The sequence below is a fragment of the Streptococcus sp. HMSC071D03 genome, from assembly GCF_001812125.1.
Lineage (GTDB): Bacteria > Bacillota > Bacilli > Lactobacillales > Streptococcaceae > Streptococcus > Streptococcus pseudopneumoniae_N.
In genome coordinates this window covers 40,289-62,700 of sequence record NZ_KV807718.1, presented here as the reverse complement: position 1 = coordinate 62,700, position 22,412 = coordinate 40,289, and the positions used below count along the sequence as shown (strand labels likewise).

22 protein-coding genes are annotated in these 22,412 nt (G+C 41.7%); 2 read left to right on the top strand and 20 right to left on the bottom strand.

Annotation, left to right across the window (positions count from 1 at the left end):
• The 19 genes from rsmB to HMPREF2837_RS02885 form a co-directional block, all read right to left on the bottom strand.
• Positions 1-1,314: a 16S rRNA (cytosine(967)-C(5))-methyltransferase RsmB gene (rsmB, locus tag HMPREF2837_RS02975; RefSeq protein WP_049549290.1), complete on the bottom strand. Its 1,314-nt coding sequence runs from the start codon at positions 1,312-1,314 to the stop codon at positions 1-3.
• Entirely contained in the window at positions 1,307-2,242 is a 936-nt protein-coding gene (gene fmt, locus HMPREF2837_RS02970; RefSeq protein ID WP_049549271.1) for a methionyl-tRNA formyltransferase, read from the bottom strand. The genes rsmB and fmt overlap by 8 nt, the downstream gene beginning before the upstream one ends.
• A 12-nt stretch (positions 2,243-2,254) precedes the next feature.
• A complete protein-coding gene (locus tag HMPREF2837_RS02965; protein WP_075230621.1) occupies positions 2,255-4,651 on the bottom strand; it encodes a primosomal protein N' in 2,397 nt (798 codons plus the stop codon).
• A gap of 84 nt (positions 4,652-4,735) precedes the next feature.
• Positions 4,736-5,050, bottom strand: a complete 315-nt coding sequence (gene rpoZ, locus HMPREF2837_RS02960; protein ID WP_006146546.1) for a DNA-directed RNA polymerase subunit omega — start codon at positions 5,048-5,050, stop codon at positions 4,736-4,738.
• Positions 5,051-5,074: 24 nt separating this feature from the next.
• Complete coding sequence (gmk, locus tag HMPREF2837_RS02955; protein WP_000775049.1) at positions 5,075-5,701, bottom strand: guanylate kinase; 627 nt, start codon at positions 5,699-5,701, stop codon at positions 5,075-5,077.
• 136 nt (positions 5,702-5,837) lie between these two features.
• Positions 5,838-7,451, bottom strand: a complete 1,614-nt coding sequence (locus tag HMPREF2837_RS02950; RefSeq protein ID WP_049549269.1) for a ribonuclease Y — start codon at positions 7,449-7,451, stop codon at positions 5,838-5,840.
• A 214-nt stretch (positions 7,452-7,665) separates the two neighbouring features.
• The gene (locus HMPREF2837_RS02945) at positions 7,666-7,920 is read right to left on the bottom strand and encodes a Txe/YoeB family addiction module toxin (RefSeq protein ID WP_049549268.1); all 255 of its coding nucleotides are present in this window, start codon (positions 7,918-7,920) and stop codon (positions 7,666-7,668) included.
• A gap of 3 nt (positions 7,921-7,923) precedes the next feature.
• Positions 7,924-8,178: a type II toxin-antitoxin system Phd/YefM family antitoxin gene (locus HMPREF2837_RS02940; protein WP_186822552.1), complete on the bottom strand. Its 255-nt coding sequence runs from the start codon at positions 8,176-8,178 to the stop codon at positions 7,924-7,926.
• A gap of 130 nt (positions 8,179-8,308) precedes the next feature.
• Positions 8,309-9,406: a nucleotidyltransferase gene (locus HMPREF2837_RS02935; protein ID WP_049549267.1), complete on the bottom strand. Its 1,098-nt coding sequence runs from the start codon at positions 9,404-9,406 to the stop codon at positions 8,309-8,311.
• A 9-nt stretch (positions 9,407-9,415) separates the two neighbouring features.
• Positions 9,416-10,156, bottom strand: a complete 741-nt coding sequence (locus tag HMPREF2837_RS02930) for a class I SAM-dependent DNA methyltransferase (protein ID WP_049549289.1) — start codon at positions 10,154-10,156, stop codon at positions 9,416-9,418.
• A 110-nt stretch (positions 10,157-10,266) separates the two neighbouring features.
• Positions 10,267-10,620 carry a ribosome silencing factor gene (gene rsfS / locus HMPREF2837_RS02925; RefSeq protein ID WP_049529957.1) on the bottom strand — a complete coding sequence of 118 codons (354 nt, stop codon included), beginning with the start codon at positions 10,618-10,620 and terminating at the stop codon, positions 10,267-10,269.
• A 12-nt stretch (positions 10,621-10,632) separates the two neighbouring features.
• Positions 10,633-11,133, bottom strand: a complete 501-nt coding sequence (locus HMPREF2837_RS02920; RefSeq protein ID WP_049549266.1) for a cysteine hydrolase family protein — start codon at positions 11,131-11,133, stop codon at positions 10,633-10,635.
• Positions 11,134-11,727, bottom strand: a complete 594-nt coding sequence (yqeK, locus tag HMPREF2837_RS02915; protein WP_049549265.1) for a bis(5'-nucleosyl)-tetraphosphatase (symmetrical) YqeK — start codon at positions 11,725-11,727, stop codon at positions 11,134-11,136.
• Positions 11,727-12,356, bottom strand: coding sequence for a nicotinate-nucleotide adenylyltransferase (locus HMPREF2837_RS02910; RefSeq protein ID WP_036759262.1), 630 nt, complete (start codon positions 12,354-12,356; stop codon positions 11,727-11,729). Before HMPREF2837_RS02910 ends, yqeK begins: the two co-directional genes overlap by 1 nt.
• 50 nt (positions 12,357-12,406) lie before the next feature.
• Complete coding sequence (gene yhbY, locus HMPREF2837_RS02905; protein ID WP_000060171.1) at positions 12,407-12,718, bottom strand: ribosome assembly RNA-binding protein YhbY; 312 nt, start codon at positions 12,716-12,718, stop codon at positions 12,407-12,409.
• Between the two features lie 214 nt (positions 12,719-12,932).
• Entirely contained in the window at positions 12,933-14,039 is a 1,107-nt protein-coding gene (gene yqeH / locus HMPREF2837_RS02900; RefSeq protein ID WP_049549264.1) for a ribosome biogenesis GTPase YqeH, read from the bottom strand.
• A gap of 2 nt (positions 14,040-14,041) precedes the next feature.
• A complete protein-coding gene (locus HMPREF2837_RS02895; RefSeq protein ID WP_049503426.1) occupies positions 14,042-14,569 on the bottom strand; it encodes a YqeG family HAD IIIA-type phosphatase in 528 nt (175 codons plus the stop codon).
• 24 nt (positions 14,570-14,593) lie between these two features.
• Positions 14,594-15,499 (bottom strand): magnesium transporter CorA family protein, encoded by a 906-nt coding sequence (locus HMPREF2837_RS02890; RefSeq protein ID WP_049508908.1) that lies wholly within the window; start codon positions 15,497-15,499, stop codon positions 14,594-14,596.
• A gap of 51 nt (positions 15,500-15,550) precedes the next feature.
• Positions 15,551-16,117: a mechanosensitive ion channel family protein gene (locus HMPREF2837_RS02885; RefSeq protein ID WP_049549263.1), complete on the bottom strand. Its 567-nt coding sequence runs from the start codon at positions 16,115-16,117 to the stop codon at positions 15,551-15,553.
• 150 nt (positions 16,118-16,267) lie between these two features.
• On the opposite strand from HMPREF2837_RS02885, the gene sstT reads away from it, so the two are divergent.
• Both sstT and HMPREF2837_RS02875 read left to right on the top strand, forming a co-directional pair.
• Positions 16,268-17,473 (top strand): serine/threonine transporter SstT, encoded by a 1,206-nt coding sequence (sstT, locus tag HMPREF2837_RS02880; RefSeq protein ID WP_049549262.1) that lies wholly within the window; start codon positions 16,268-16,270, stop codon positions 17,471-17,473.
• Positions 17,474-17,537: 64 nt separating this feature from the next.
• Positions 17,538-18,512, top strand: a complete 975-nt coding sequence (locus HMPREF2837_RS02875) for an aromatic acid exporter family protein (protein WP_049549261.1) — start codon at positions 17,538-17,540, stop codon at positions 18,510-18,512.
• Between the two features lie 130 nt (positions 18,513-18,642).
• Here HMPREF2837_RS02875 and HMPREF2837_RS02870 read toward each other — a convergent pair.
• Positions 18,643-22,412 (bottom strand): ZmpA/ZmpB/ZmpC family metallo-endopeptidase (locus HMPREF2837_RS02870; protein ID WP_075230620.1); only part of this gene is annotated, 3,770 nt, incomplete at its 5' end.

The following is a 22,412-nucleotide window of genomic DNA, read 5'->3' as shown; positions in this document are numbered from 1 at the left end:
CTAATTGGACATCTTACGAAATTGGCTGATGAAGAATCCATCACTTCCGTATAATTCCGGAGTAATAAGGATACAGCCATCTTTTAGAATATCCTTGCATTCGTGTTCTAGTTTAACCTGCTCGAACTCGGGATGACTTTCTAAAAATGCTTGAACCACTTTAAAGTTCTCTTCCGAGACAATAGTGCAGGTACTATAGGTTATTATACCACCTTTTCGTAGTGTTTGACAAACACTACCTAATATTTCCAGCTGAATTTCCTGTAATGACGCGAAATCTGATGTTTCTTTATTGTATTTGATATCTGGTTTCCGACGCAATAGACCAATCCCTGAGCAAGGGGCATCAACAAGAATCTTATCAAATTGATCCTTACCAAAAAACTCGTGAACCTTTCGGGCATCCAATTTTTGTGTTTGAACACGGTCTGCTACGCCTAAACGCTGAGCATTTTCTTGAATCAAGTCTAACTTGTGGTCATACAAGTCTAGAGCTATTACTTGACCGGTCGTGAGGTAAGAGGCTATATGAGCTGTCTTACCACCTGGGGCTGCACAGGCATCCAAAACCTGCTCAGTGCCTTGTAAATCAAGAGTTGGAGCAACCAGTTGACTAGACTCGTCCTGAATAGTAATAGCACCTTCAGCAAATAAATCATGGCCTGCAAAATGCCCCTGCTCCTTGACCAGACCAGAAGCTGATAAAGCAGAATCACTTGCACCGAGCAGAGCTTTGATTTCCTCTTTTCGGTTCAAATCTGTTACGCGAATACTGGCTTTATTCCGTTGCAAAAGACTCTCAAAAATCGCTTGCGCTCGCTCCTCCCCGTACTCTTCCTTGAGTTTCGAAATCAACCAAACTGGTAAAGAATAGGCAATAGAATCACGCTTATTTTTACGCTTGATAGAGGCAATATCTGGCAAACCTTCTCGCAGGATACGGCGCAAAACTGCATTGACCAATTTTTCGCTACCCTTTTTGCGAAGTTTAGCCAGTTCCACCGCTTCATTGACCACTGCATGATCAGGAAGCTTATCCAAGTATTGGAGTTGGTAGACACTCATGAGAAGCAAAACATAGAGCCAGCTGTCTAGCTTGTCTCTATCCTCAATAAAGTGAGACAAATACCATTCTAAAGTTAGTTTACGAGCTACGGTTCCATAAACAAGCTCTGTCACTAAGCCCTTGTCTGCTGCTGACAGTTGACTTCCCTTAAGGTGTTTATTTAAGGCGATATTGGAGTAGGCTTGATTGACAAAGACATCCTCTAGCACCTTTAAGGCTAAGTTTCTAGCCGTTTCTACTTTAGTCACCAAATCGTTCTCCTACAGCCAAACTTCGTCCAACACCGTTGAGGAAGGAAGCAATGTCCATCTTAGGTTTTCCTGCTGGTTGAACCTGTTTGAGAGATAGAGCTCCTTCTGCTGTTGCGACAATCAATTCTTTCTTACCGATGGAGAGTATCTCACCCGGATTACCCTTCCCTTCTACAGGCAGAGCTTCATAGATTTTGAAGCGTTCTCCCTTGAGGAAGGTATGAGCAACTGGCCATGGATTCATCCCACGGATTTGATTAAAGAGTTGACGGTTGGTCTTGTTCCAGTCCAACTTTTCTTCCTCAGGTTTGATATTAGGCGAAAATGTAACCTGGCTTGGATCTTGCGGTTGAGGCTGAATTTCACCAGCTATATAAGCAGGAAGGGTCTCTAAAAGTAAATCACGACCCACTATAGCCAATTTTTCAAATAAGGTGCCGACATTGTCCTCATCAGTAATTGGAATACTACGACGAGAAATCATATCTCCTGCATCCATTTCCTTGACCATTTCCATAATGGTTACTCCTGCCTCCTCATCACCCTGAATCAAGGCATAATGGATAGGAGCACCACCACGGTGTTTAGGAAGGAGCGAAGCATGAACATTGACTGCAAAATCCATGCTATCAAGGAGTTTACTTGGGAGGAATTGTCCAAAAGCTGCTGTTACAATCCCATCAGCTCCCAAATTCATGATGGCTTCCATTTCTGGACTACCCGATAATTTTTCAGGTTGGTAAATAGGAAGTCCTGCCTCTTTGGCAACTTGTTTCACTGGGGTTTCTTGGATGACTTTTTTACGTCCAACTGCACGGTCTGGCTGAGTTACAACTGCTAGAATCTCATAGCGATCATCTGTCAAAAGTCCCTTTAAAACAGTCGCTGAAAATTCAGGCGTTCCCATAAATATTAGTTTTGTCATATCTTCTCCTTCTTATAAAAATTGTTGCGGTTCGTGGTCAATACTGAGACGAAGTTCGCTATTTTCCCGTTCTTGTGTCAAGGCCAAGACCTGGTTAAGGGTTGGACCAAGATCATCTTCTAAACGGTATTTGATTAAAATCTGGTAATGATAGAGGTTGTGGGTTCGAGCAATAGGTTTTGGCGTTGGACCAAGAATTATACTAGCATCCGACAAACCTGACCGCAATATTTCCATGACTTGATAAGCACGTTTAAGAACCTCTTCTTCTTTCTTATGAGACAAGGTAATTCCAATTGTGAAATAATAAGGTGGATAACCCAACTGACGTCTGATGCCCATTTCATAGGCATAAAAGCCTTCATAGTCCTGATCCTTGGCAAAGCGAATAGCATAGTGCTGAGGATTGTAAGACTGGATCAAGACCTGCCCAGCTTTTTCAGCCCTTCCTGCTCGTCCTGCCACCTGGGTCAAGAGTTGGAAAGTTCTCTCAGAAGAACGGAAATCAGGCAGGTTCAAGGCTGTGTCCGCATTGAGAACACCAACCAAGGTCACATTTGGAAAATCCAATCCCTTAGCAATCATCTGGGTCCCCAGTAAAATATCTGCCTCTCCTTTTCCGAACTGGTCTAGTAGAGCTTGGTGACTGCCCTTCTTACGAGTTGTATCCACATCCATGCGCAGAATACGTGCCTCTGGAAAGAGTTCTGTTAGCTCATCATAGGCTTTCTGAGTTCCTGTTCCATAGTAACGAATACTGCGTCTTTGACAGTTTGGACAGACATGAGGAATTTCCTTAGAAAAACCACAATAATGACAATTCATAGTCTTAGTATCCATGTGCAAGGTCAAGGAAATATCGCAGTTAGGACAGGTATCGACGGTCCCACATTCCCGGCACATGACAAAACTGGAATAACCACGACGATTGAGCATGAGAACAACCTGCTCTTTTTTGTCCAGTCGATCTTGAATTGCCTCAATGAGAGGAGGTGTAAAGTTTGATGTTTCATTCTGCCCGATGTAATCACGGAAGTCAATGAGTTGAACTTCAGGAATACTTGCTAAAGGATTGGCCCGTTGAGTCAGACGCAGATGCTGATAGACACCCTTGCCAGCACGTGCACGGCTTTCTAAACTCGGTGTTGCAGAACCAAGGACTAATGCTGCTTGATTGTACTGGGCTCGTAAAAGAGCCACATCCCTAGCATGATAACGCGGATTGCTATCTTGCTTGTAGCTGGCCTCATGCTCTTCATCGATAATGATAACACCTAGATTTTTTAAAGGCGCAAAAATAGCAGATCTGGCCCCTACAACTACCTGAGCATCTCCACGCTCCACCTTGCGCCATTCATCGTACTTTTCACCATTGGACAAACCCGAATGGAGAATGGCTACTTGTTCACCAAAACGAGCAATAAATCGCTCTGTCATTTGAGGTGTCAGAGAGATCTCTGGTACAAGAACAATCGCTGTTTTTCCCATATCCAAGGCACCTTGGATAATCTGCAAGTAAACCTCAGTTTTCCCACTTCCTGTAATTCCTTGAAGGAGAAAGGGAGAGTGTTGCTTCCCTATCGCGCCAGCAACCGCCTCACAGGCTACTTTTTGCTCTGGGTTTAACTCTAAGGCTTGATTTGACTCGATTCCTTCAAAGTAAGCAGCTGAACGTTGAACTTCCTTCTGAAGAATCGTCAAAGCACCCTGTTCCACAAAGAAATTGACTTGTTCCCGTGAGTAATTTTCTAATAAGGCTGACAAAGGAGTACTTTCTGGATGAGCTAATAAATAATCTCGCAGTTCCAATTTCTTCTTGGCACGATTTGAGATTTCTAGTTTTTCTAAATGATTAAGATTCACTTGAATCCAAGACTGCGTCTTAACTTTCTTCTGATCCACAGCCTGATACTCTAGCTTCAAGATTCCTTTTCGGGTCAAACGCATCATCTCAGCTTGCTTTCCCAGGTCAAGAGATGAAAATGCTAGAGACTCCTGCGAACCAAACAATCGCTCTTTATCTTCCTGACTCAAGCCTTCCAGAGGATAGAGGATTTTATCATAACTAGAGTTCAAAAATCCAGGAAGCATGGCTTTAAGAATAGAGATTTTGTATGAGAAGACTGATTTACGTAGTTCTTCAGCTAGCCAGAGTTGTTCCTCCGTTAAGACAGGAGAAAAGTCCAGTACCTCGGCAATTTCTTTTAAGTCCTCGTCTGCCACATCTGCATCAGATTGAGACTCCAACCCAAGAACAATTCCCTGAATCAAGCGATTGGCCTTCCCAAAAGGCACATGAACTCGCATGCCAACTTCCAGCATCTCTTCAAATTCCTCTGGAATCTTGTAGCTATATGGCTGGTCTGTCTGCATCAAGGGAACATCCACAATGATTTTTGCAATAGCCATATCCTCACCTCCTTCTTTGCTTAAATCCTTTTAATTGATTGAGTATTCTTACAATAGAAAAAATAAGATTGAGTCCCCCCAACCTTAAATTTTTTCACCTTCTTCTTTTTCTTTCGCGATTTGCTCTTTAATTTTCTTTTCTTCTTCTTCTTTCAATCGTCTTTCTTCTTCGATACGACGACGAACAGCTTCGCGTTTCCCTTCTGGATCTGGGTGGATGGTTACATTCCCAGATTCAATTTCTTCCAGGGCACGAAGAGTAGATTTTTCAGATTTAAATTCTTGAGTAGCAGGTGCTCCAGCTTCTAATTCATGAGCACGCTTTGCTTCCAAGATGACGAGTGAATATTTTGATGGTACCTTGTCAAGTAAGGTATCAATAGAGGGTTTAAGCATCATTTGTTTGTACCTGTTTTCTAAATTTTATCGAATAGTCGGAGACTTTGGTAGCATATCCTGATAATGACCAATCACGCGGTCTACACGGAAATGTTCTGCTTCAATCACACGTTTGACACGTTCTGCGGCAAGAGGAACATGATCATTTACAATAGCGTAGTCATACTCACGCATCAAAGCAATTTCTTCCTTGGCTTTTTCGATACGCTGAGCAATTACTTCTGCACTATCGGTACCACGGCCTACGAGACGGTCTTGCAATTCTTCCAGATCTGGTGGTGTCAAAAAGATAAAGACAGCATCTGGAACTTTTTTCTTAACCTGAAGAGCTCCCTGCACTTCAATTTCAAGAAAGACATCGATTCCCTTATCAAGCGTTTCGTTGACATAGGTCAGAGGAGTTCCGTAGTAGTTGCCTACATACTCTGCATACTCTAACATTTGCCCTTGACGGATCAATTCTTCAAATTCTTCCCGTGTACGGAAGAAATAATCAACACCATCTACTTCACCTGGACGTTGTGCCCGCGTTGTCATAGATACAGAATATTGAAATTGGTTTTCAGAACTCTCAAAAATTTCTCGTCTAACCGTTCCTTTTCCAACTCCTGAAGGACCTGAAAAAACGATTAGTAAGCCTCGGTCTGCCATTATGTCTCCTTTAGATAGTTTGTGAAATGACTTGAAAATTTCTGTAAGATTATATGTCTAAAGCCATTTCTGCACACTACAATCTTTCTATCTAGTGTAACAAAAAAGCAGTAATTTTTCAACTGCTCTTTCTTATTTATTTTGCATAATCAACTGCACGAAGTTCACGAATCACGGTTACCTTGATATTTCCTGGATAATCGAGATTGTTTTCGATTTTCTCACGAACTTTATGAGCCAAGATTGTGACTTTGTCATCTTTGATTTGACCTGGATTTACCATGATACGGATTTCGCGACCTGCTTGAAGGGCAAAGCTATTTTGAACACCTTCAAAGCTATTAGCAATTTCCTCTAAATCATGGAGACGTTTGATGTAGCTTTCAAGTGATTCACTACGAGCTCCTGGACGGGCAGCACTCAAGGCATCCGCCGCAGCAACGATGACTGCGATCACACTTTCAGGTTCTACATCTCCGTGGTGACTGGCAATAGTATTGACCACAACTGGGTGTTCCTTGTACTTGCGAGCCAATTCAGTACCAATCTCAACGTGGCTACCCTCTACCTCACGGTCAATGGCTTTACCAATATCGTGAAGGAATCCCGCGCGACGAGCAAGGGTAGCATTTTCACCAAGTTCACTAGCCATGATACCAGCCAACTTAGCCACTTCAATCGAGTGACGCAAGACGTTTTGTCCGTATGAAGTACGGAACTGCAAGCGACCCATAATCTTCATCAAGTCTGGGTGAAGATTCGGTGCACCAATTTCATAGGCTGCAGCTTCACCATATTCACGAATCTTGTTATCAATCTCTTGACGATTTTTCTCAACCAACTCTTCGATACGAGCTGGGTGAATACGTCCATCCTTAAGCAAGGTTTCCATAGTCATACGGGCAATCTCGCGACGGATAGGATCAAAACCTGACAAGGTTACCACTTCTGGCGTATCATCAATGATGACATCAACCCCTGTCAAACTTTCAAAAGTACGGATGTTACGCCCTTCACGACCAATGATGCGACCTTTCATGGTATCATCAGGCAGATGAACCGTAGAGTTAGTAGACTCAGCCACATACTCACCAGCAATTCTCTGCATAGCTTGGGACAAGATATCCTTAGCCAATTTGTCTGAACGTTCCTTGACTTCTTGCTCAGCCTCACGAATACGACCAGCAATTTCCTTAGTTAAGTTTTCCTCTGTCTGAGCCAAGATAATGTCTTTTGCTTCCGACTGAGTCAGAGTTCCGATACGTTCTAGTTCAGCTTGCTTTTGTTTCTCAATTTCTTCTAGTTGCTCTTCACGTACATCAAGGTTTTTTGCTCTATCAGAAATACTTTGTTCTTTTTGTTCAAGTGTTTTTTCTTTGTTCGTCAAATTGTCATCTTTACGATCAAGACTGCTAGCACGTTCGGTCAAACGACTTTCGATTTGCTTGAGTTCTTGACGTTCTGATTTAAATTCAGCGTCCACTTCTTCACGGTATTTTCTGGCTTCTTCTTTGGCCTCCAATAGTGCTTCTTTTTTAAGAGACTTGCTTTCGCTCTTAGCTTCATTGAGTAATAAATCCGCTTCGCGCTCAGCTTGTCCTCGTAAATTAGTTGCTTCTTGTTCAGCATTTAAAAGCATCAGCTCTGCAGCCTCTTGTGATGATTTCATCTTGACTGAGATGCTGACATATCCAATGACTAAACCAATGATGACGGCAAAAACAACGATAACAATCGCCATAATTTCCATGTTTTTACCTCAATTTATTTGTTTATCCGAATGATATGCATTCTTATATATTTTACCATAAAAAATCATTTTTAACAAACCTTAATTTGAAGTTGTTTTGGTCATTTCAAGGCTAAAAATCCTTATTTTCCCTAATAAACTAGGCTATTGTTACTAAGAAAATTTTTAAAGATTTTTTACACACAAATTATAAAAAGTCCACCTCTCAGTAGACTTAGTAGTAATCTTTAAAGGACAAGAAAGCGATGCTATCTCCATCCATCATATATATCAAGCGATTTTCTGCATCAATACGACGTGACCAAGCTCCTTGGTAATCATACTTGAGCGGTTTTGGTTTACCAATTCCTGTAAAAGGATCGCGTTGAATATCCTTGATTAGTTTATTGATTCTTTTTAGTGTTTTCTTATCTTGGTTCTGCCAATAGCAATAATCCGCCCAGACGTCTTCTGTAAACTTGAGTAGCATCCATCACTCCTCAATCACATGCACCTGAGTGTGTCCCGCACGAACTTGGGACATTCCTCGCAAGACCTTGTCAGAAAGTTCCTTATTCTGAGCAATTCTCAAGGTTTCTTGAATACTATCCCACTCGCTCTTTGAAAGGACTACAATGTCCTCGTCTGGATTTTTGTTGACAACTGTCAAAGGTTCAAATTCATCGTTTACCTTCTTCATATAGTCCTTTAAATGATTTCGGAAAGTTGAGTAAAGAACTGCTTCCATAACCATACCTCGTTTTACCTCTTTTCCACTATTATACACGAAAAGAAAGAAATTGTCAGGAACTTGTACAAGTTTTTCCATTTCTATCTATTTATTCGAAAAAACTTAAAAAGCCTACCTCTCAGTAGACTTAGTTCGATTCGATTTTAATCGGTACTCTACCAAAATTCTGCTCTGAGAAATTTGGATTCCCCAATTGATAGATTTGATCTGCCTTTTGGGTCATGACATCCCAGGGCTCTTTACCAATTCGGCTGACTAGATGGACTTGTTCTTTCAGAGATTTGAGGTGGTTCCTGCCTTTTTCGGTAAAACCGAGAACATGAATACCTTCTGGCGAATCACTTTCTCTAGCCTGCACCAAGATATAGGTCAAGAGGCGTCTAACACGCGCCTTGGTGTAACGCTTGGTCGCAACCACCTCAACCAAGTCTTCCACAGACTTGGCTGTTTTAATAGCCTCTTTAATGCGCACTGCCATTTCCTGATTGACCTGATAGATAGTGGTTAGGTCTGGATTGGACAAGATTTGATAGCGGAGCAAGGGAAAATAGTCTTCCCAGCTCACCTTACTGGCCTGCTCAAATATGGCAACAGAAGACATAAAGCGTTCTAAGAAATCTTTGTCCCTTTGGTGCTGACGGAGGGCTGTCGCCGAGGCGAAGTCCACATCCTGGTCCACAGAATGGTAACCAGCCCCCTGACGCTGAATCGGATGAAGTCTGATGTTTCGTCCTGCAACCGCCTTGGCATAAGCGAGAGCAAGGACATGATTAGGCGTATTGCCTGAAAAATCAAGACCTGCAAACTCCTTCCACATAGCTTGCGTTTTCTGAGGATAAGAGAGAGAATCAGGCAGATTTTCCACAAATTTCTCCATCTCAACTCCTTTCTCTGTGTATAAGTCAGCGATTTTCTGATAATCTCGAACTTCCTCTGTCCCAAAAACTAGACTATCAATGCCCAAGCGAGCCAAGATACCCACAGCTCCTTGACCGAAAAAATCTGCTGCTTGGACACTGACTAAAAAGGGCAATTCTACCACTAAGTCCGCCCCATTTTCCAGCGCCATCTGAGCCCGTGTCCACTTATCCACGATAGCAGGCTCCCCACGCTGTATGAAATTCCCAGACATGGCAACAATTTTCAGTCCCTCCGCCTGGTCCAGCAGGTATTTGTGGCCATTATGAAAAGGATTGAACTCCGCGATAATACCTGTAATGGTCATGATATTCTCCTACTTTTGTGCCACAAAAAACCAACGGGTGCTAGTTTCTGTAGGCTCCTTGTCTTCAAAGTCCGCAAAGAGTTTGAAGGATTTGAAACCAGCCTGTTCCAGCAAGATATCATAGGTCAAGACCTCGTAAGTTCGTTCCTCATGTACCTCATCATGACGGCTAAAGGAACCATCTGCCTCCTTGACAAAGAAGGTCAGTTCATGCACGATGGAGTGAGGAGCATCGTCCTCATAGGTATCCCAAAGCATGGCAAAGTCTTCGGCGTTTTCATGGTAGGAATAGCCTGGGAAGACCTCATCTGTCTGGTAAGTCGAATGCACATCAAAGATAAAGACCCCATCCTCATTGAGAGCATTATAGACTTCTTTAAAGACATCCCCTACTTCCACTTCATCCTGCATGTAACAGATTGAGTCCGAGTAACACGTGACAAAGTCGTATTGACCAGCCTTGGATAAATCCAGCATATTGCCTTCAATGAAATCAATCTTTTGCTTGGCTGAAGCCGCTCTCTTTTCGGCAATCTTCAACATATCCGCACTCAAATCAAGTCCAGTCACATCAAAACCCGCTTGAGAAAAGCGCACAGACTGGATCCCTGTCCCGCAAGCAAGCTCCAAGAGTTTCTTTCTGTCCTTGGTTTTAGGTAAATGACGCAGAGAAAAGTCCGTCCATTTGTCGTATAAACTATCATCCATAACCGCATCATAGACCGCCGCAAAAGTTTCATAAGTTGCCATAATCATGATACCAAGAGCCCCATGGTAAACACCACTAGCCCTTACCTTTCTAACAATTTTCTTCTAACATAAGCAAATAAAACCCAGTTGATTACAACTGAGTTCATCTTCTATGCTAAGGCTTCTGAAATGTCTACAGAATTTGCCTCATGCCATAGTTTTTCGAGGTTATAGTGGGCACGCATTTCTTCTGAGAAGATATGCACTACGACACTACCGAGGTCTAATAGGACCCAGCCTCCAGCTGCATCGCCTTCAACATGACTACCTTTAAAGCCAGCTTCAGCTACTTTTTCACGGATATTGTCAGCGATAGCATCCAACTGACGGCTATTCATAGAGCTAGTAATAACAAAATAGTCTGTCACACTGGTCAAATCTTGTACGTCAAGTGCGAGGATATCCTCCGCACGTTTCTCATCAGCCGCTTTCACGACTAGTTCTAGTAATTCTTTTTCGTTCATTTAGTCCTCTTTCTAGAAAATATATTTGTAATCTAGGACATCTGCAAAGCGCTCCTCCCAAATGTCCTCATAAAATTCATTTATCGTTTCAGCTGGAATGTCATCCCCATCAAACGTTGTGCAAGTTCCTTCTGGAATAATAAGCTTATAGCCATATTCAAAAGCAACCTTGACAGAGGTATCCACACAATATTCTGTCTGCATACCACATAAAACTAATTTTTTAATCCCCTGTTTATCCAAGTATTCTTTTAAACCAGTTTCTTTGAAAATACTATTATACTTCTTCTGAAAGACCTTTTCATCAGGTTTTCGATTTAAAAGCGCAGATAACTGCCAATCTTCTGATGTTTGGGCTTCAGGGTTCTCAATATGTTGAACATAGATAATTTCGATATTCTTACTTCTAGCTTGGTTTTGTAAATAAGAAATTTTTTCCAATAGACCTTTTGTCTGAAACCCCGTTTTCACTAAAATATTTTGTACATCAATAATGATAAAAGCCGTCTTCATTTAATCCTCTTTTAAATAGTGCACATAGGCGTTATAGGTTTCAAGGGTTTGGGGATAGATGGGGAATCCCTGATGAGCTAGATGCTCCACAGTGCGAGCTGTTTCGTAGGCCACTGCCTTATTGAGCGATAGCTCAGCAATCTCACGTGCAATATCTACTCCAGGAAAGGCACGATTATGCTCTATATAGTCTGCGACATAGATAACCTTATCAAGATCAGTCATCTGGTCAGCCCCGACTGTATGGATTTCAATAGCTCGTAGGATTTCAGCATTTTGTAAATCCAAATCTTCCTGAATCTTGTAAATGCCGACCATGCCATGCCAGACATTATTGCCCCAGTTTTTAAGATCAGAGTCAAGTTGATAACGATCTATCAAGTCTAAAAATTCTTGATCTGATAGCTTTTTAGCATAGTCATGAAGGAGACCTGCCAAACCAGCTTTCTCAACATCCACACCAAAGCGCTGAGCCAATTCTATGGCCGCACGCTCTACACCCAAACAATGGGTTAGACGTTTTTCAGGTAGGAGCTCTGCCATTTTTTCCAACAATTCTTCACGCGAACAGTTGATATAGTCTTGATATGCCATCAGTAAAGCCCTTCTTTCTCAATATAGTCTAGCACTGGTTTGGGTAGGAGAAAGTTGGGTGTGCGTCCTTGGGCGATGAAATCACGCACCATACTAGATGAAATATCCATGAGGGGCACATCCACCCAGATGACTGGATAAGAAGTCCCAGCCTTGTAGCGTGGTCGCTGAACTCCTACAAACTGAACGAGGTCGACCAGTTCATCAATTCTATACCATTTGGGTAAATAGTCTACCATGTCAGCACCGATGATAAAGTAATAATCGGTATCTGGATTCTTCTCTGTCAGAATCTTCATGGTGTCGTAGGTGTAGGAAATGCCCTTGCGCTCTAGCTCAATGGTTTCAATAGCTAAACCTTCAATTCCGTCAATTGCCAATTCAAGCATCTTGAGACGATGGTGCTCAGGGATGGTTTCCTTTTTGTCTACGTGAGGCGGTTGATACTCAGGCATGAGCAGAACTTGATCCAATCCCAACTGCTGGCGCACTTGGTCTGCCACGATAAGATGGGCATTGTGAACAGGGTTAAAATTTCCACCCAAGATACCGACTTGTTTGCGTTTTTTATCCTTTATTTCTGGCTCTAACTCCACTTTTGTAAAGGGAGTTAATAGTTCGATTGCCATAGGCTAATCTCCTTTAGTCTTCTGTAAAAACAGTTTTTTGGAGTATATTTTTAAATTTCTTTAACTTTTTTAGAAATCTTACGATTTTCTTTCTTGCTTGATTGCTTATACAAAATCAAGATACGACCGATTTTTTGGACTGTATCCACACCAATTTCTTCTTCCAAGATTTCAGCTACTTCGTGGATGTTTTCATCTGTGTTTTGCAAGAGAGTGACCTTGATCAATTCACGGGCATCAAGTGCCTGACGAACGCTGGTTTTGATTTGGTCGTTGAGTCCATTTTTCCCGATTTGGATGATAGGTTTGAGGGTGTGTGCCTGGCTGTTGAGGAAGGCACGTTGTTTCGATGTTAATGACATATTCTTAAATAAAGGAGTTTCTTTTTATACTTTTCTGAAGTGGTGACGGACGTCAGCAAAGTCCTTCGGACTTTCATGACTAAAATTTGAGCCTAAGGTCTCAAATTTTCCGCAGTTGGTACAATCACTTGTACCAACTAACACCACGCGAAAAGTATTCTTTATGGGGCTCGCCATGCTCGCCCAAATTTAGACAACTCTTTCCTTTCTGTGTTTAAATAATTGCTTTTCGTGTGACGACGGCAACGCCTTCTGGGGCCCAGACGGCGACTTTGGCGGTGCCTGTTACGCGGATCCAGCCTAGACCTGAGATGACTAGGTCTGTCTTCTCCTTAATGGTAAATACATGTTGGACTAGTTTTGGAAAGTCTTCTTTTTCCTTGCTATTTGGTGGTGTTAGAAGGGTTCCAAGGTGCTTGTCGTAGAAAGCACTAGCCCCTTCAAGCTTGGTACGATGAAGTTTGAGTTCATTGTCAAAGAAAGCTGTAAATCCTTGCTTTTCTCCTGCAATGAAGTCAAAGCGTCCCAAGCCACCTAAAAATAGGGTTTGCTCTGGATTGAGCTGGTAGGTTTTAGGTTTGATTTCCTTTTTAGGACTGACATACTTGAGATTTTTAGCCGTCAAGTAGTGAGCCATCTGGTGACGATGGATAATTCCAGGCGTATCGTAGATATAAGAACCATCATCGAGCGGAATCTCAATCTTGTCCAAGGTTGTTCCTGGGAAGCGTGAAGTTGTGATGACGTTCTGGTCACCCGTGATCTCCTGGATAATGGCATTGATAAGGGTTGATTTCCCGACATTGGTCACACCAACTACGTAAACATCACGTCCCTTACGGTAGTGCTCGATCTTGTCAATGACTTCCTTAATGGCATGCTTATTTTGCGCTGAAGTTAGGACGACATCGACTGGACGAAGACCCTCCTCATGGGCACGTTCCATGAGCCATTGGCTAATTTTACCAGGCTTAACAGACTTAGGAAGGATGTCTTTTTTATTTCCAACCAAGAGCACATCATTACCTGACACAAAGCGTGGCAATCCTGGGATAACAGAGCCATTGAAATCAAAGATATCAATCACATTGACCACCAAGGCATCGCTATCTCCAACCTCGTGCAAGAGTTTGAGGAAATCATCATCTGTCAACTGAACATCAGTGATTTCATTGTAGTGACGAAGACGGAAACAACGTTGGCAATAAACTTCTCCAGTTTCCAAACCTTTTTCAAGTGCTGACTGAGGTGTAAAACCTAAACCAGTCTTATCTTCCGTCTGAATGGTTGCTCCACAACCAATACAGAGAATTTCTTCCATAATTAGATTCCTTTTTTATAAGTGATAGGGCCGTACTTTTCAGCGATTTTTCTCATGACACGACGCTCACGCGCTCGGTTAATCTGAGTCTTAATAGAGTCGTGCTGGACCAAGGGTTTAACCAAAATCGAGCGAATGCCGGCTCGGTGGGCTGCTCGAATATCCGTCATCAGCTGGTCGCCTACCATGACCACTTGGTCTTTTTCATAGTGGAAATGTTTCATGGCACGGTTAATTCCTAAAGTAAAGGGCTTCAGTGCCCAATAAACATAGTCAATATCAAATTTTTCAACTGCTCGTTTGACACGTTTGGGTGTGTTATTGGATACTACAATGATACGAATCCCAGCATCTCGCAAATCATGCAACCATTGCTTCATCTCTACTGTTCCATCTGGATTATTCCAAGCAATCAGGGTATTGTCCAAATCAACCAAAACAGCCTTGATCCCCTGCTCCTGCAGGCTTTGGACTGTCAGATCATAAACTGCTTCCACAGCAAAATCTGGCATATAATTTTCAATCGCCATTCTGGCTCCTTTTCTTTCTATTTTTTAGTTTCTAGCAATTTTCTTTAGATACTGAGCCAAGATTGCCCATAAAATTAAACTAGCAATCAAAATATATATCCAGGCATTAGGCTCTTCTGTAAATGGCAGAGGGACATTCATTCCGAAAAATCCTGTAATGACTGCAAGAATGGCTAGCAAAACTGAGATAATGGTCAAGGTTGTCAAATTATCATTCAGATTGTTGTTTAGGATATTATTGTAAGATCCTGAGAGTTGTTGTAAAACCTGGGAAATCAAATCTGTCATGGACACCAACTGATGAGCTTCAATCATAGCATCGTCAAACTGCTCTCTTTCCACTTCGTTAAAGTTCCGATAAAGCGCATGTCCCTGGATATGCTCCAAGAGGAGGCGATTTTGTTTAGCCGCTGCCGTTAGATAAACCATACCAGTTTCCAAGTCAGAGAGGGCAAAGAGATTTTTTTTAGTGGTTGTTTGACGCAACAAGGCACTGATTTCATCCTTACTTTTATCCATCTGTTCAATGACAGGATAATAAGCATTGCTGATAAGCTCTAAACCGGCAAATAGAAACTTGTAGATTGAAATGATTTCATGATTTTCAAGATAGCCTAGCATCTGATCAATGACATAAGCATTCTTGTGATTGCTGATGGTAATCATTCGTTGTTTTTCCACGATAAAGGTCATAGGAATGGCTTCATAGTATTCCTTGTCCCTTTCTAAGTCAAGAACGTTGTAGATGAAGGTGACTGTCCCGTTTTCACGATTATAATCCATGTGGGCTCGTTCGTTTCTATCCAGCGCATATTCGATGGTTTCTTTATCCAATCCATAGATTTCTGATAGGTCTTCAAGATTTTTGATGATTTCCACATCTAGATTAATCCAGGTACAACCATTCCCTAACTGCTTATCTAAAAACATCGTTTCTCCTTTACCAAACTCTTTCTATTGTACCATAAATCAAGTAAAATTTCAGTTCTCTTCTTTTCTTGAAAAATTGCTAACCACAGTAATATTGCGGTTAGGAACAAAGTGAAGGGCTTGGTCGTCACTTCTCAGTTGAGTCGTTCGAATTCCGACACTAACTACTTTTCCTGATACAGTAATAGGCCCATTGGTCAAAATAACTTCATCTCCTACATCCAACTGACGTTCAAAGAGAATAAAGAAGCCGTTGATGACGTCTGATAGAAAACCTTGTGCCCCCATACCGATAGCCACCCCAGCAATTCCTGCACCTGCAAGCAAGCTAGAAACAGGTAACCCTAAGATAGACAAGATACAGTAAATCAAGAAGAAATAAAGGATATAGTTAAAAATATTTTCAAGCAAACGAGAGATAGTCTTTTGTCTACCAGCATCTCGATTTGAAAATTTAAGTGATGGTTTGACAATCTTTCGTACAGCAACATGGAGGAACTTTTTAGCTATATAAGATAGAAGGATAAGAAGTAGAAGAGAAATCACCTTGGTCAAGAGATTTTCTAAAACAGTTGTTAGATCTAATTTATCCAGATAACGTTGAAAAAATTCTTGCATATAAAACTCCTTTTCTATCCATTATACCATAAATCCTTCCCAGCCATCCTTTTCATAAATATTCATTTATTCTAATAAAATCTATGAGACACTTGCTTTTCAAGTATATTTATACTATAATCATAAACAATACACAAAAAGGAGACCTTTATGAAAAGAATTATTCGTGCTTGGAACAAAACAAATCTGATCAAACGGATCGGAATCGGAATGACCTTGGGGGCTATTCTAGGTCTACTCGTTCCTAATCTAACTGGCATCGGTTTATTGGGAGATTTATTTGTAGGAGGACTAAAGGCCATCGCCCCTATCCTGGTTTTTGCTTTAGTCGCTAACGCCCTTTCCCAACACCAGAAAGGTCAAGATAGCAATATGAAAAAAGTCATTTTCCTCTATTTGCTGGGGACCTTTGCTGCGGCTCTTATAGCAGTTTTGGCTAGCTTTCTCTTCCCTGTTCAGATGGTCTTGAGTAGCGCTAGCACAGAAGTTACTCCTCCAGACGGTATCGGACAAGTGCTCAGCAATCTTCTGCTAAAAATAGTAGATAATCCTGTCAATGCCATCATCGAAGCTAACTATATCGGAATTTTGTCTTGGGCTATCGTCTTTGGGATTGCCATGCGAGAAGCTAGCAAAAATAGCAAGGAGCTACTCAAAACAATGGCCAGTGTGACTTCAAAAATCGTCGAATGGATCATCAACCTTGCGCCCTTTGGTATCCTGGGCTTGGTCTTCAAAACCATCTCAGACCAAGGTATCGCTAGTTTAGCAAATTACGGAATCCTACTCGGACTTTTGATTGCTACTATGGTTTTCGTTGCCCTAGTGATCAATCCTCTGATAGCTTTTCTCTTTATCAAGAAAAATCCATATCCCTTGGTGTGGAAATGTTTGCGTATCAGCGGAGTCACAGCCTTTTTCACCCGAAGTTCCGCTGCTAATATCCCTGTTAATATGAAACTCTGTGAGGATCTAGGTCTTAATCCAGATACCTATTCTGTCTCTATCCCACTTGGATCAACTATCAATATGGCTGGAGCTGCTGTTACCATCAACATCTTAACCCTAGCTGCTGTCAATACCCTTGGAATCTCAGTTGATTTTGCAACAGCCTTTGTACTCAGTATCGTTGCAGCCATCTCTGCCTGCGGTGCTTCAGGAATTGCTGGAGGTTCTCTCCTACTTATCCCAGTTGCTTGCAGTCTCTTTGGGATTACCAATGATATCGCTATGCAGGTTGTGGGTGTCGGATTTGTCATCGGTGTTATCCAAGACTCTTGCGAAACAGCCCTCAACTCCTCAACAGATGTCCTCTTTACAGCAGTAGCTGAATTTTCCTCTGCTCGCAATAAATAATCAAGGCAAGCCTATTTAGGGCTTGTTTTGTCTGGTTTCTATCATTCATTTTAGGAAATGTCTCATGTCTATCACCCAACGTACTTTTAAACTCGTTCTGGCAACCTGTTTGGCCTGTGTTCTAGCCTACTTTCTGGATTTATCTTCAGCAGTGTCCGCTGGTATCATTGCTCTATTGAGCTTATCGGATACCCGTCGAAGCACCATTAAGCTAGCTCGTAATCGTTTATTTTCAACTCTTCTTGCTCTTTTCATTGGTGTCCTTTCCTTTCACCTGACTGGCTACCATATCTGGAGTTTCGGTCTCTATTTGGCCCTCTATGTTCCTCTTGCCTACAAATTCGGCTGGGAAATTGGGATTACCCCAAGTAGTGTCTTGGTCAGTCATCTCTTGGTTCAGAAGTCTACATCACCAGAACTTCTTGTGAATGAACTCCTCCTATTTCTTATTGGTACGGGATTTGCCTTGACTGTCAATCTCTATATGCCTTCTCGACAAGAAGAAATCCATCTCTATCATCTCAAGGTAGAAGAAAAACTCAAACACATTTTACAACGTTTTGAATATTATCTTGGAAAGGGCGATGGTCGTAACCGTGCCCAACTCGTTGAAGAACTGGATCAGCTTCTTGAAGAAGCTCTCAAACTGGTCTATCTTGATCACTCTGACCACCTCTTTCATCAGACCGACTATCATATCCACTATTTCGAAATGAGACAGAGACAGAGTCGCATTCTTCGTAATATGGCCCAGCAAATCAACACCTGTAATCTAGCCGCAAGCGAAAGCCTGATCCTTGCCCAGCTATTTGCTAAAATTGCGGATCAACTCAGTCAGACCAATCCTGCCAACGATTTATTAAAGGATATTGAAAGCTACCTGCAGGTATTTCGCAATCGTAGCCTCCCTAAAACAAGGGAAGAATTTGAAACACGCGCAACCTTGCTCCAACTCCTGCGCGAATTGGAAAACTTTATCCAACTGAAAGTTGACTTCTATCAACGCTATTCTGAAGAAAAAAGCAGTCTATCATCATAAACAAAATACCTTTTGAACTGCGAAAACTTGCAATTCAAAAGGTGTTTTTCTGTCTCGAACCTAGCTAACTAGTTAATCTTACCGAGTAGCAAAATTGCTATGAACTCCTAATGATAGACTTATCTTTCCCTTAAGAAGTATAGATGGAATTTCTAAACTCATTTGATTCCTTGAGATATGCCTTGTATATAGCTTTTTTCAACTTCTGAACAGGAGTTTCAATGAAACGGTATTGTTTTTGGCTGATATTTCCTGCTTTAATCTGAGCAAGTTCTTCTTTTACAGCTTCTTCCATCAATTGCTTCATTCGTTCAGGACTGGCAATCACTTCTTGCTTACCTTTATAGTCAATGGTAATCGATTTCAACTTACTGATATTTGCAATCCTTTCATCCATTTGTTCCTTCTTGAATTGAGCATAGGTTTTACCAACTAAGATCTTTTCAAAGATGTACTGGTCTGACAAAGGACGATTCTCTTTTTCAGCATCTTGCTTGTACTGATTAGAGACATAAGGAACGAAACCTTCGTAGTAACCAAGACCTGCCATGAGTTCAAAGGCTTGTTTTCTAAAGCTAATATCGCCACTCATCCCCTTGTCATTTTCGTTGACACCATAAATCGTATCAAACATATCAACGGTATAATAGCCATTGGCATCTACTTTACCTGTAGCCGTGAACCCCTTGATAATATAGCGATTTACTACGATGTGATTATCAATCAAACTATGAACATCGCCTAGCATGCTAGCATCTGCCTCTGTCAAGGCCTTGATTTCCTCACTCTGGTGAGTTGGTTTGACAGATGGATTTGGATAAGAAACAGGAGTTCTTGAACCACTTGTCGCACACGGCAAGAGTTGCTTAAAGTAGACTGCCTTATCCGCTGCTGACATTCCTCGACTTGCCTCAGCTTCTAGATAATCCAAAGTATAGAGAACATCGAAACTACCGTGCATATATTCTTTCAAATCTGCGACTGATTTAAAGCGTTCTGGTGTTTTGTTGTAGAAACTTTCTTTGTCACTCTCATCATAAACAAAGTTCAAGTTAAAGTAGCTATCCGTTTCAGGAGTGTAGGAGTTTTCAAAGATTCCACGTGCATAGAATTCTGCTCCTGTACCATCTCGTCGACCATAATTGTTAAAGAGGACTGTGCGATCCAACAAATGAGTCATTTCATGAGAATAGGTTGCTGACCCTCGATCGTCCAAAACCCTATCAATAAAGTAGCGAACACCAGTCCCATTAGCCTCAGCACCTACTGATTGAGGCGGAGAATACATGCCTAGCGGAGACATGAAGTCCTTGACTCCCTTATCCGCCTCTGGACCAAACTCCTTAGACCAGGTTTCCTTGATGCCTGCATTTTGCTTGCTAGTATACTTTTTCATAGTATCCACAATCAAACGGTTGGTTACTAGTTTTGATTGATTGTCTTTTTTAGTGATTCTATAAAGCGTATCAACATAAGCTGCCTGACGCTCAGCTGTCAATTCAACCAGAGCCTTCACTTTTTCCAATTCAGTCTTATATTGGGTAGGATTGCTCTGAGCCAGTGAGCTATCCATATAAGTTCCGATATTCCCGTAAGAAACGGTTGCCATATTTGTAATGGCATAGATGCTTGGTTCCTTGATATTCACTAGGCCTAGAAGGGTTGCCATGTTATATTGTTTGCGATTATCAATCTGTTGAGGTTCTGCCCCATACTTGGCAGGATCAGAGGTTAATTTCGTGTAGAGACTTACATTTTCATCTGTTTTTTCTTTAGATTTCTTCTCAACAACGATAGCTTTTGTAGCATCCTTCAACCAAGTATCGCCATCCATATTTGTAAAGGTAGTTCGGTTATAGTCAAGGAAGTCTAATAGGCTTGACTTATCTGTTACTTTTCCAAAGTATGTTTCAAATGTTCGAGGACTATTAACCAGCTTCATCTCATCATAGCTCATTGAACCTAGAGATGTTAGCCATTCTAATGACGTAACCTTCTTGCCAAAAGAGCTTGGATTGTAGGCAAGAATATCACGGATATTGGTCTTGCCAAAGTCAATATTGTAGAAACGATTGATATAGGTCAAGCCTAAGAGTATTTTTTCCTTATTAGCTTCTAGATCTGCCTGAACCTTAGCTCTGGTTTCCGCTGTATTTCTGAGCACACTCAAGCTATAGGCTACAACTTTTTTAAGGTCTGTATCTAAGGTCTTTTTCGTTTCTTCAAGCGCATCTTTAATAGATAATCTCTCTAGATATTCTTTACGAAGGACTTCTCTAACCTCATCATCTGTAATAGTAGGATTTGTCTTTTTGAGTTCAATCTTCTTACTAATCACATCTCGACCCAGAATATTTGGTCTGAGAACATTTGTCACGTAAGGATTGGAAAGCAAATCCACAGCCTTCATTCCTTGGCTAGCAGGTCGTACATCGATAGCATTTTCTAACTCCGTATTCACTGGAAGAAGATGAGGTTTGTTTTCTTTGGTTCCCACCAAGATGACCTTTGGCTTCATTGCTTTTGTCACAGCACTTGTTTCCGTGTGTGATAGCAATTCACCTGTTTGAGAATTTACTTCATAAACTCTGGTAGTGGTGGTCTCGCCAGGATCGCCCTGGCTTTCTACTTTTTCAAGGTCCTTATCAAGTCTTGGATCCTGACGGCGTTCCTCCTTGATTGGAATTGGTGTCACGACGGTTTCGACATTTCCGACTTTCATAACTTTATCAATCGGAGCTGTTACTTCTTTTTGGTGATCTCTTTCTGTAACCTGACCTGTCTGAGTATCTACTTGGTAGCTGGTAGTCGTTTTTTCGATTCCTTCCTTACCTGAAATAGCAACTTTTTCTGTTTGATAAGGAAGTGTCGGATCCGCTTCATATATCGTATTATTTGCGATGACCTTTGTTTCTACACTTGGTTTGGTCCCAACTAGAACAACCTCATCTACCTTTTCCACCAAGTTTTTTGATGTACTAGACTCTATAATCTGGCCACTTGTTTGATCTCTTGTATATCGGGTAGTAGTTTCTACTTGTCCATTGACTCCATGAATTTTCGTCTTCCTAGTTCCGACATCTTGACTGTCATCTGCTTGATAAATTGTTTTGTAGAGGATTGTTTGGGTTTCAACTTTTGGTTGTGGTAAAGGCAGAGGCTCTTTTTTGGTCCCTACAAGGATGATTTCTGGAATCGGGGCTGTTGTTATTTCATTAGAAACCAGTTTGCGAGTTTCCTTGCCATCGAAAGTCGTCACCTCGGTTAAGATGGTACGCTCACCGGCTACTCCTGCTCTGATGACACGAGTTTGACCCTTAAGCAAGTCTGGGTCTTCCTTTTGAATAGTATCATAAGGAACTGGCTCTCTTGTTACTTCCAATTCTGGTTTTTCTTCAACAAGACTTGGTGCACCTTCACTTGGGATTGAGGTAGATTCTACCTTAGTGCCTACTGCGATAATTTCTGATACAGGGGAGGTGGTGACTTCATTGGAAACTACTTTACGAGTTTCCTTACCATCAACCTTGGTGACCTCGGTTAAGATAGTGCGTTCGCCTGTTACGCCTGATTGGATAAGGCGGATTTGACCCTTAAGTAAGTCTGGATCGTCCTGATGAAGAGTGTCATAGGCAACGGTTTCTGTCGTCACCTCTAACTCTGGCTTAACCTCGACCAAGCTTGAAGTACCTTCACTTGGGATTGAGGTGGAGTCTACCTTAGTACCTACTGCGATGATTTCGGTAACTGGTTCTTGGGTAATACTATTAGATTTGACTTGGCGGTCTTCCTTGCCATCTACGGTCGTAACTTCCGTTAAAATAGTACGCTCACCTGCAACGCCTGCTTGAACAACACGAGTTTGACCCTTAAGCAAGTCTGGATCGTCCTGATGAAGAG

Coding starts and splice junctions, on each gene's coding strand:
- fmt (WP_049549271.1), bottom strand. CDS start 2,242: ATGACAAAACTAATATTTATGGGAACGCCTGAATTTTCAGCGACTGTT.
- HMPREF2837_RS02965 (WP_075230621.1), bottom strand. CDS start 4,651: ATGGCTATTGCAAAAATCATTGTGGATGTTCCCTTGATGCAGACAGAC.
- rpoZ (WP_006146546.1), bottom strand. CDS start 5,050: ATGATGCTTAAACCCTCTATTGATACCTTACTTGACAAGGTACCATCA.
- gmk (WP_000775049.1), bottom strand. CDS start 5,701: ATGGCAGACCGAGGCTTACTAATCGTTTTTTCAGGTCCTTCAGGAGTT.
- HMPREF2837_RS02950 (WP_049549269.1), bottom strand. CDS start 7,451: ATGGAAATTATGGCGATTGTTATCGTTGTTTTTGCCGTCATCATTGGT.
- HMPREF2837_RS02945 (WP_049549268.1), bottom strand. CDS start 7,920: ATGCTACTCAAGTTTACAGAAGACGTCTGGGCGGATTATTGCTATTGG.
- HMPREF2837_RS02940 (WP_186822552.1), bottom strand. CDS start 8,178: ATGGAAGCAGTTCTTTACTCAACTTTCCGAAATCATTTAAAGGACTAT.
- HMPREF2837_RS02935 (WP_049549267.1), bottom strand. CDS start 9,406: ATGACCATTACAGGTATTATCGCGGAGTTCAATCCTTTTCATAATGGC.
- HMPREF2837_RS02930 (WP_049549289.1), bottom strand. CDS start 10,156: ATGGCAACTTATGAAACTTTTGCGGCGGTCTATGATGCGGTTATGGAT.
- rsfS (WP_049529957.1), bottom strand. CDS start 10,620: ATGAACGAAAAAGAATTACTAGAACTAGTCGTGAAAGCGGCTGATGAG.
- HMPREF2837_RS02920 (WP_049549266.1), bottom strand. CDS start 11,133: ATGAAGACGGCTTTTATCATTATTGATGTACAAAATATTTTAGTGAAA.
- yqeK (WP_049549265.1), bottom strand. CDS start 11,727: ATGGCATATCAAGACTATATCAACTGTTCGCGTGAAGAATTGTTGGAA.
- HMPREF2837_RS02910 (WP_036759262.1), bottom strand. CDS start 12,356: ATGGCAATCGAACTATTAACTCCCTTTACAAAAGTGGAGTTAGAGCCA.
- yhbY (WP_000060171.1), bottom strand. CDS start 12,718: ATGTCATTAACATCGAAACAACGTGCCTTCCTCAACAGCCAGGCACAC.
- yqeH (WP_049549264.1), bottom strand. CDS start 14,039: ATGGAAGAAATTCTCTGTATTGGTTGTGGAGCAACCATTCAGACGGAA.
- HMPREF2837_RS02895 (WP_049503426.1), bottom strand. CDS start 14,569: ATGGCGATTGAAAATTATATGCCAGATTTTGCTGTGGAAGCAGTTTAT.
- HMPREF2837_RS02890 (WP_049508908.1), bottom strand. CDS start 15,499: ATGTTTTTAGATAAGCAGTTAGGGAATGGTTGTACCTGGATTAATCTA.
- HMPREF2837_RS02885 (WP_049549263.1), bottom strand. CDS start 16,117: ATGCAAGAATTTTTTCAACGTTATCTGGATAAATTAGATCTAACAACT.
- sstT (WP_049549262.1), top strand. CDS start 16,268: ATGAAAAGAATTATTCGTGCTTGGAACAAAACAAATCTGATCAAACGG.
- HMPREF2837_RS02875 (WP_049549261.1), top strand. CDS start 17,538: ATGTCTATCACCCAACGTACTTTTAAACTCGTTCTGGCAACCTGTTTG.